This window comes from Paraburkholderia sp. NMBU_R16 (assembly GCF_013282575.1).
Classification (GTDB): domain Bacteria; phylum Pseudomonadota; class Gammaproteobacteria; order Burkholderiales; family Burkholderiaceae; genus Trinickia.
The window spans coordinates 1-1,267 of sequence record NZ_JAAAYE010000203.1; the positions used below are offsets into that span (position 1 = coordinate 1).

At 61.6% G+C, this 1,267-nt stretch carries 1 protein-coding gene; it reads left to right on the plus strand.

What is annotated here, in order from left to right; all coding sequences use genetic code 11:
• Positions 1-303: 303 nt before the first annotated feature.
• Positions 304-1,267, plus strand: a 964-nt coding sequence (locus tag GWC77_RS27815) for a glutaminase (RefSeq protein WP_173262718.1), incomplete at its 3' end; no start/stop codon positions are given.

Genomic DNA, 1,267 nt, shown 5'->3' on the forward strand with positions numbered 1-1,267 from the left:
TCACCGTCTTGCGTTGCTGCTCAAGCAGCAGAGAAGCGAGATTATGCAGCCCTTCTCGTACATCGTCAACTGGTTTTTTCTCGCTTCGCTTAAAACCCGTCGACCGCGGCACGCTGCAATCCTGCGCTCTCAAAGAGGATGCGAATAGTAGGCCAAGCAGACTCGCATGACAAGCCCGTGAACCAACATTTTTCAGCACCCGCGCGCGGCCGCCACGACGGCCTCGAGTGGGACCGCACGCGCGCCAAACCTGCTGCGGTATCATCGCGGCCGCACCCACCGCCGTCTTCAGATGCGCCGTCAATGACCGAGCAGAACTATCAATCGATTCTCGAGCAGATTCATCGCGACATCGAACCTTGGCGCACCGCCGGGCGTGTTGCCAATTACATTCCCGAACTCGCCAAAGTGCCCGCTGAACGCTTCGGCATGGCTGTCGTCACCGTTGGCGGGAACGTCTTCAGCATCGGCGACGCCAACGTACGCTTTTCCATTCAGAGTATCTCGAAGCTATTCGCCTGCACGCTCGCGTTCCAGTTGCTGGGCGACGCACTATGGGAGCGAGTCGGCCGAGAACCGTCGGGTACGGCATTCAATTCGCTCGTGCAACTCGAGACCGAGCGCGGCAAACCGCGCAACCCGTTCATCAATGCGGGCGCACTCGTCGTTACGGATATCCTCTGCCGCCGCTTCGTCGGCGCCGAGACCGCACTCGTGCAATTCATGCGGCGTCTGACAGGCGCCACGGATATCGATTACGACCTGCGCGTCGCCCACTCCGAACTGGCGCACGCCGAACGCAACCGCGCGATGGCACACTTCATCGCAAGCTTCGGCAACCTGCAGATGCCGGCGGAAGTCGTCATCGACGCATATTGCCGCCAGTGCGCGATCGAAATGAACTGCGTCGAGCTCGCCAAAGCAGCGCTCTTTCTCGCCAACGGAGGTGTCGCCCCCGTGTCGGGCGAGCGCATTCTCGACGCAAGCTCGACCAAGCGTCTGTCCGCACTGATGTTGACCTGCGGCACCTACGACGCAGCGGGCGACTTCGTTTATCGCGTCGGGCTGCCGGCGAAAAGCGGCGTCGGCGGTGGCATCGTCGCTGTGTTGCCCGGCGAAATGGCGGTGTGCGTCTGGTCGCCTGGGGGTGACCCGTTTCCGAGGACGGTTAAGCAGTTGAATTTCGACCGGGCTGATGTCCTCCAGGTTGAGTGGTTGTGCGAGTTGTCCACGGTCGGTCGGCGGGTCGCCTATCACGACCACGACG